Annotated in this window: 11 protein-coding genes; 7 read left to right on the forward strand and 4 right to left on the reverse strand. The window is 68.9% G+C overall.

Annotated elements, in window-relative coordinates:
- Positions 1-100: 100 nt before the first annotated feature.
- Positions 101-1,185 (forward strand): IS630 family transposase gene (locus ACWCQM_RS28195; protein WP_450917913.1). Its coding sequence is split into 2 segments (ribosomal slippage): positions 101-611 and positions 611-1,185, totalling 1,086 coding nucleotides; the frame shifts between segments, so codons are not numbered across the junction.
- Positions 1,186-1,188: 3 nt separating this feature from the next.
- Complete coding sequence (locus ACWCQM_RS28200) at positions 1,189-1,575, forward strand: CPCC family cysteine-rich protein (RefSeq protein WP_450917914.1); 387 nt, start codon at positions 1,189-1,191, stop codon at positions 1,573-1,575.
- Positions 1,576-1,584: 9 nt separating this feature from the next.
- Here ACWCQM_RS28200 and ACWCQM_RS28205 read toward each other — a convergent pair whose 3' ends face one another.
- Together ACWCQM_RS28205 and ACWCQM_RS28210 are read right to left on the reverse strand one after the other, a co-directional pair.
- Entirely contained in the window at positions 1,585-1,827 is a 243-nt protein-coding gene (locus ACWCQM_RS28205) for a Tn3 family transposase (protein WP_450917915.1), read from the reverse strand.
- Between the two features lie 427 nt (positions 1,828-2,254).
- Positions 2,255-2,707, reverse strand: a complete 453-nt coding sequence (locus tag ACWCQM_RS28210) for an iron chaperone (protein ID WP_450917916.1) — start codon at positions 2,705-2,707, stop codon at positions 2,255-2,257.
- 162 nt (positions 2,708-2,869) lie between these two features.
- Between ACWCQM_RS28210 and ACWCQM_RS28215 the strand changes: the two genes are divergently transcribed.
- Both ACWCQM_RS28215 and ACWCQM_RS28220 read left to right on the forward strand, forming a co-directional pair.
- Positions 2,870-3,460 (forward strand): TetR/AcrR family transcriptional regulator, encoded by a 591-nt coding sequence (locus ACWCQM_RS28215; RefSeq protein ID WP_450917917.1) that lies wholly within the window; start codon positions 2,870-2,872, stop codon positions 3,458-3,460.
- Positions 3,461-3,835: 375 nt separating this feature from the next.
- Positions 3,836-4,015, forward strand: coding sequence for a hypothetical protein (locus ACWCQM_RS28220; RefSeq protein WP_450917918.1), 180 nt, complete (start codon positions 3,836-3,838; stop codon positions 4,013-4,015).
- A gap of 48 nt (positions 4,016-4,063) precedes the next feature.
- Here the strand turns inward: ACWCQM_RS28220 and ACWCQM_RS28225 are convergent, their stop codons facing one another.
- Entirely contained in the window at positions 4,064-4,687 is a 624-nt protein-coding gene (locus ACWCQM_RS28225) for a type III effector protein (RefSeq protein WP_450917919.1), read from the reverse strand.
- Positions 4,688-4,813: 126 nt separating this feature from the next.
- On the opposite strand from ACWCQM_RS28225, the gene ACWCQM_RS28230 reads away from it, so the two are divergent.
- From ACWCQM_RS28230 to ACWCQM_RS28240, 3 genes are all read left to right on the forward strand, one after another.
- Positions 4,814-5,245 carry an Hsp20/alpha crystallin family protein gene (locus ACWCQM_RS28230; RefSeq protein ID WP_450917920.1) on the forward strand — a complete coding sequence of 144 codons (432 nt, stop codon included), beginning with the start codon at positions 4,814-4,816 and terminating at the stop codon, positions 5,243-5,245.
- Positions 5,246-5,350: 105 nt separating this feature from the next.
- Positions 5,351-5,746: a DUF2267 domain-containing protein gene (locus ACWCQM_RS28235; RefSeq protein WP_450917921.1), complete on the forward strand. Its 396-nt coding sequence runs from the start codon at positions 5,351-5,353 to the stop codon at positions 5,744-5,746.
- A gap of 29 nt (positions 5,747-5,775) precedes the next feature.
- Positions 5,776-6,219: a DUF2267 domain-containing protein gene (locus ACWCQM_RS28240; RefSeq protein WP_450917922.1), complete on the forward strand. Its 444-nt coding sequence runs from the start codon at positions 5,776-5,778 to the stop codon at positions 6,217-6,219.
- Between the two features lie 218 nt (positions 6,220-6,437).
- Here the strand turns inward: ACWCQM_RS28240 and ACWCQM_RS28245 are convergent.
- The coding region (locus ACWCQM_RS28245; protein WP_450917923.1) for a MerR family transcriptional regulator at positions 6,438-6,734 on the reverse strand (297 nt) is incomplete at its 5' end.

Consider the following 6,734-nt stretch of genomic DNA (forward strand, 5'->3'; position numbering starts at 1 on the left):
GGCCACCGCGCGCCGGACCGCGTAGGCGGCGGCGCCTACTGAGGTTTTCGTGTTGTCGTCGGGTGGTGACGGTTCATGATCCCTGCGGTATGCCGGTGGGGTGAGGTATTCGGAGGGTGGGGGCCTGACCGCTGAGCGTCGGGCGTTACGTGAGGAGATCCGGCTTCAGGCCGGGCGACGGTTCGTGGCGGGTGAGAAGACCGCTGTGATCGCGAAGGACTTGCGAGTGAGCGTGCGGTCGGTGGAACGCTGGCGCCGTGCCTGGCGCGAGGGCGACATGGAGGGCCTGCGTTCCGCGGGTCCAGCGAACTCACCGACCATCACCGATGCCCAGTTCGCCGTGCTGGAAGAGGAACTCGGCAAAGGCCCGGCGACACACGGCTTCGAGGACGAACGCTGGACCCTGGTCCGGGTCCAGGTGGTGATCTGCCGTCGGCTGCGAGTGACCCTGTCGGTGGCGACGGTGTGGCGGCTGCTGAAACGACACGGCTGGTCCTGGCAGGCGCCCGCACGCAGAGCACTGGAGCGTGACGAGCACGCGGTGGAGCTGTGGAAGAAGGAGGTGTGGCCCCGGGTAAAAGGCTCGCGGCGGCCTCCGGGGCCTGGATCGTCTTCGAGGACGAGGCCGGCTTCTCGATGACGCCGCCCCGTGCCCGCACCTGGGGCCGGCGCGGGCACACCCCCGTCATCCGTGTGCGTGGCAGGTCCCGCCGCCGGACCTCGGTTGCCGCGCTGTGCTGCTACAAGGCCGGCGAGAAGAGCCGTCTCATCCACCGGCCCCGCACACACCTCCTGCTCAAGGGTGCCCGCAAAAGCTTCTCCTGGCAGGACTATCGCGACCTCCTGGTGCGGGCACACATCCAGCTCGACGGACCGATCGTCGTCGTCTGGGACAACCTCAACACCCACCTGGCCGCAGGACTGAAGCAGTACGAGGCCGAACACGACTGGCTCACCACCGTCCGGATTCCGCCGTACGCACCCGACCTCAATCCCGTCGAAGCCGTCTGGTCACTCGTGCGCAGAGCAATGGCCAACACCGCTTTCACCACACCCGACGACCTCGACCGCAAGCTCCGCATCAAGTTACGCAGGATCCAACTCCGACCCCGTCTCATCGACGGCTGTCTCACCGCCACAAGACTCGCCATCAACCCACCGACCCCACCTCGAAAACCTCAGTAACTGATGGTTTCAGAATGGGGTTTGAATGACGCGGCCAGCCCAGAGCGTCCTCGCAGATCATGCAACACTCGGCGCGTGACAGCACCCGAAGAACCGTCCGAAGCAAGCCTGCCCAGCGGCGGTTCGTATGCCTGTCCCTGCTGCAAGCTCTTGACGCTGGAAGCTCGCGGACAATTCCAGATCTGTGACGAGTGCAGCTGGGAAGACGATGGCCAGGACGACCCGAACGCCGACGAGGTCTGGGGCGGCCCCAACGGGGCGGATAGCCTGACCGACGCACGTCGTCGCTACGCGCAGTACGTCGCCACAACGAGGGCAACAGATCCGAGATCGGCAGCCAATGGCGGCCCAGGCAGGTGGCGTTCACGCCCGAACCGTCGTCACCGCTGACTGATCGTTTCAGGATGACGTGCGGAGCCGTCGGAGGCAGATGATGCTGCAGGCGAGTTCCAGGAGGCCCTGGTGTAGGTCGGCGCGGCGTTCGTGGTTGGAAACCGGCTGGAGCGGCCCGTAGCCGGCCGCGGTGTTCGTCCGCCACAGCCGGGCGTCGGAGATGTCGGCGATCCTCGGCGAGAACTGGTAGCCGCAGATCGCGAACAGGCCGAAGACGATGTCGGAGTACACCGCGACGACGTCGCCCACGGCGACCGGCCCCGGTGGTTGGTCTCGGTGGTTGGTCTCGTCTCATGCCCGGATGCGGCCGGACTTCCACCCGCTGCATCCGAAGGAGAGTCTTGGTGCGCAGGACCGTGCCCCCAGCCGGCGGGAGATCGGCGTATGCGTACCGTTCAGGCGTCCTGGCTGAAGCCTTCGCTCTCAGGCCCCCTCTCGCAGTGCGGTGAAGTCGACGTCGAGCTTCGGGTCGTACGCGTCCGGCTGGATGCCGAGCTTGTGAGTGGGGCTTCTGAGGAGGATCGGAACGGCCAGTAGCGGCATCGGGCCGATCTTGGTTCCGGTTCGGTGAAGCGGGCCATCTGCACTGGTCAGCGACCCTACGTTCCGGGCGCGCCAGCAGCGGCGACATCGAATCCCCGCGCCTGTCGGTTATCCAGCGCCAGCGGTCGAACCCCTAACTCACCGCCTGCTTCACGAGCGCACCGATCCGCGTCTCCACCTCGTCCGTTACCTCGGTCAGGGCGAAACTGGCCGCCCACATCGTGCCCTCGTCCAGCTTCGCCTGGTCGCTGAACCCGAGCGTCGCGTAGCGCGCCTTGAACTTCTCCGCGCTCTGGAAGAAGCAGACGACCTTGCCGTCCAGCGCGTAGGCGGGCATCCCGTACCAGAGCTTCGGTGCGAGGGCCGGGGCGCTGGCCGTGATGACGGCGTGGACCCGCTCAGCCATGATCCGGTCCGAGTCCTGCATCTCGGCGATCTTCGCGAGCACGTCTCGCTTTGCCTCCGCCGCCTTGTCCGCGCGCGAGGTACGGCGGGCTGCCGTCTTCAGCTCTTGGGCGTGGTCCTTCATCGCGGCCCGCTCCTCGGCCGTGAATCCCGCGTGTGTGCTGCTTTCGGTGCTGCTCATGGCAGATCTCCCTCTGAGGGTCTGACGTGCTGGATCTTGGGCGCGTGGGTGCCGACGTGCCACCACATGCCACATCGGCACGCGACGTGCCGATCGAGTCTGAATACTGCGCACAAGCCTCGACATTGTCAACGGCACGCCATGTGCCGTTAGGATGGCGGCATGACCCAGACGCCCGCCACGCCGAGACGCCGAGGCGCCGCTCGCACCGAAGCGCTGCTGCAGGTGACCCTCGATCTGGCCGCGGAAGTCGGATACGCGGGCCTGAGCATCGAAGCGGTCGGCCGAAGGGCCGGGGTCGGAAAGCACACGATCTACCGGCGCTGGCCGTCCATGTCGGCACTGCTGCTGGACGCGCTCAGCCGTGTGTGGACCAGCGACCTGGATTACCGCGACACAGGGGACGTCCGCGCGGACTTGCGCGAACAGTTCCTACGCTCGGGCCTCGCCCTCTCCAGCCCGCCGATCGGCCCCGTCTACCGCGCGGTCATCGCCGAGGCGCAGGCCGATTCAACTCTGCGGGCGACCCTGCACGAACGGTTCCTGGTCACCGTCGAGCAGAGCACCCTCGACCGAATCACCCGCGCCCAGCACACAGGTGAACTGACCGCGGAAGCGAATCTGGAAATCGCCGCCGAGGTACTGTGCGGCACCCTGTACTACCGCAGCCTGCTGTCGACCCGCCCCATCGACGAGGGCGTGGTCGACGGGCTGCTGGACATGTTCATGGCCGCCTACGGAACCAGCAATTAGGGCCCCGCCTCCTTGGGTTTTCCCGCGTTCAGGTGGTTTGCCGTCTTGTGGCTCATCTTCAGGGCTTCTGCAGCGTTGCCCGGCTGTCCGACCGATCTGCGGTCCGGCCCACTTGTCGCCGCAGGAGGCTGTCGACCCGAGTCGACCGCGGCGATCACCAGGCGAGGGAGCCACTCATGGAAAGCGATCGTGGCCCTCGATCAAATGTCATGACGATGAAGACGGCGCTCCGGAATCAGCGGTTGCGGCGAGCTCGATGTGCGAGGGGTAGGGCTCCCTGGGGTGCGCTTGTCAGCGTTTTCGATCTTCTGGGTTCATCGGGGGGGCCGTGCTCGGCGACGTTGGTCCGGTCATGACGACCGGAAGGAGCCCGGGGTGCGGCAGGAGTGGGAGCCGGAGGCCCTGATCGAGGCCTGGACGCTGCTGGAGGAGGACCAGGAGCGGCTGCGGAACAAGTGGGGGGCGAACCGGTTGGGGTTCGCGCTGCTGCTGAGTTCTTCGAGGTGGACGCCCGGTTCCCGGAGAACGCCGAGTGCGGCCGGGTCGGCAACCTGAAGACCACAGGCCCGGCGTCGTCGGCGGGGCGGCTGGCGTTGGCTCGTACTACGGGGCTGTGAGGGTGTCGAGCCGGGCGGCGAGGTCGGGGTGGGCGGCGGCCAGGTGGGGGCGGGCGGCGGTCAGGGGGGCGATGAGGTCGGCGGGATCGTCGTGGGCGAGGGCCGCGTGGAGCTCGCCGAGCGGGCGGTGGGCGGCGGCAGGCAGGTCGGTGAGGGCTGTGATCTGGCCGGCGAGGCGGCGCAGGTCGGCCGCGTTGCGGCGGGCCCAGGCGGCGGTGGTGCGGTCGGCGGCCCGGGCCCGGCGGGTGGCCGTCACACGCTGCTCGCCGGTGGTCCCGTCCGGGCCGGGGCGGCCGCGCAGGTAGCGGCGTTCGGCGGCCTGGCGGCTGGCGACGCCGAGGGGGTGGGCGAGGTCGGCCCAGCTGGCGCCCGCCTCGCGGGCGGTTTCGATCAGGCCGGTCTCCCATCCGGCGAGCTGCTCGCGGACCTGCCGCAGCAGCGACAAGGAGGCCAGGGCCTGTTCCGGACCGGGGGCGGGGGCGGCTGCGGTCTCGTGCCGGGCTTCACGCAGGGCGTCGTTCACGGCGTCAAGGGCCGCCGCGGCGGCAAGGAACGACACCGGGCTGTGGGCGTCGGCGCGGGTCGGGGACGGCTGGTCGGCCGGGGTCACGGAACCTCCCTCAGGTTGTCATCAGGCAGACGACATCATGTTTGTCATCCATTGGATGACATGTTACAACAGTGTCAGTGCAGCGCATTGGCAGCAACTGCCTGAACCTGCTGGAGGTGTTTCACGATGTTGATGCGCACTGACCCCTTCCGTGAGCTGGACCGGCTGGCGCAGCAGCTGATGGGGCCGGGTACCTGGTCGAAGCCGTCGGCGATGCCGATGGACGCCTACCGAGAGGGCGACGAGTACGTGGTCGCCTTCGACCTTCCCGGTGTCACCGCGGACGCGATCGATATCGACGTCGAGCGCAACATGCTCACCGTCAAGGCCGAGCGTCGGCCGGTGGCGAAGGCCGACGACGTGCAGATGGAACTGTCCGAGCGGCCGCTGGGCGCCTTCTCCCGCCAGATCGTGCTCGCCGACACCCTCGACACCGAGCACATCAAGGCCGACTACGACGCGGGCGTGCTCACCCTGCGCATCCCGATCGCCGAGCGCGCCAAGCCCCGCAAGATCTCCATCGGCGTCGGATCCGGCCACAAGGAGATCTCCGTCTGACACCGGCCGGACAGGTGCGGAGGGAAAAATTCCTGATCTCCCCCTCGCCCCGCCCTCCGCACCCCGCGGCCCGTCCGAATGAAACAAGAAGGGGTGGCGGCCGAAATGACTCTGCGACGCGAAACGTTCCTCGACCACGTCAAGGAACGCGGCGAATACGACACTGCGGAGGAAGCCGAGCGCGCGGCCCGCGTAATCCTCGCCCTGCTCGGCGCGCACCTGGTCGGCGAAGTCCGCGCCCAGCTCGCGGCACGCCTGCCGGAGGAATTCGCCCTGATCCTGCTCAACCCGCTCCAGAGCGCCGAACCGCTGCCACCGGAACGGTTCCTGCGGGCCACTGCGGCCTGGATCGAGGGCGCCACCGAGCACACCGCGACCTGGGACGTCAGCGCCGTCCTCTCAACGGTCGCCGACACTGCCGGCGATGACCTGCTGGGCGAGATCCTGCTCCAGCTCCCCACCGGCTACGACCTCCTCTTCGGCCGCCCCCAGCCCACCTGACCACCCGCTCCTATGAAAGGCATCCCGCAGTGATCACCGACGTACGCGTACCGCTTGAGCGCCAGCAGCCGTACTCGACGGCGTACGAGCAGATGCTGGAGAAGGTCCGCTACGAAGGCGCCTACCCCACCCGCGAGCGAGCTGAGGAAGCCGTCCGCCTGGTCCTTTCGGGGCTGGGACGCCAGCTGACCGGCGACGAACGCGTCGACCTGGCGCGCTGCCTGCCCCGGGAGGCCGCTCGTGTGCTGACCGCGCAGATCCCCGACCCTCAGCCGCTGACCGGATGGGCCTTCGTCAAGGACCTCGCCGCCCGCTCCGGCGCCTCCCTGGCCACCACCCGCTGGGACACCGGCTCCGTCTTCGCCGCCGTCACCGCCCACACCGGCCCCGACCTCATCACCCGTATCCTGCACCAGCTCCCCACCGGCTACGCCCTGCTGTTCGGCCGCGCCGAACTCACCCCGGCCGCGTAGACGGCCGGTGCCCTTCCAGCGCCAGGGAGGGTTGGACGACGGTGCACGGCCCGCGCACCCCGCAGGGAGAGGCCGCCGCAGCCCCGGCGTGACAGCCGGGCTCCGGGCGGGGCCGGAGCCATGATGAAGACGACCTTGCCCGGGACGCCGAAGCGTCCCGGGCAGCAGGTGCGGACGCCGGCCGCGAAGCCCCTTGGCAGGTGCAGGTCTTCGCCGGCTCAGGCCGAGGCCGGCGGAGCGGATGATTCGGCGGCGCGGCGGTATTCGGCGTTGATGCGCTGGGCTTCTTCGAGCTGGTCTTCGAGGATGACGATGCGGCAGGCGGCCTCGATCGGGGTCCCGTGGTCGACGAGTTCCCGGGCCCGGGCGGCGATGCGCAGTTGGTAGCGGGAGTAGCGGCGGTGCCCGCCCGCGGAGCGCAGCGGGGTGATCAGGCGGGCTTCGCCGATGGCGCGGAGGAAGCCCTGGGTGGTGCCGAGCATCTCGGCGGCCCGGCCCATGGTGTAGGCGGGGTA

The organism is Streptomyces sp. NPDC002125 (assembly GCF_053593715.1).

Coding starts and splice junctions, on each gene's coding strand:
- ACWCQM_RS28230 (WP_450917920.1), top strand. CDS start 4,814: ATGTTGATGCGCACTGACCCCTTCCGTGAGCTGGACCGGCTGGCGCAG.
- ACWCQM_RS28210 (WP_450917916.1), bottom strand. CDS start 2,707: ATGAGCAGCACCGAAAGCAGCACACACGCGGGATTCACGGCCGAGGAG.
- ACWCQM_RS28200 (WP_450917914.1), top strand. CDS start 1,189: ATGGTTTCAGAATGGGGTTTGAATGACGCGGCCAGCCCAGAGCGTCCT.
- ACWCQM_RS28215 (WP_450917917.1), top strand. CDS start 2,870: ATGACCCAGACGCCCGCCACGCCGAGACGCCGAGGCGCCGCTCGCACC.
- ACWCQM_RS28235 (WP_450917921.1), top strand. CDS start 5,351: ATGACTCTGCGACGCGAAACGTTCCTCGACCACGTCAAGGAACGCGGC.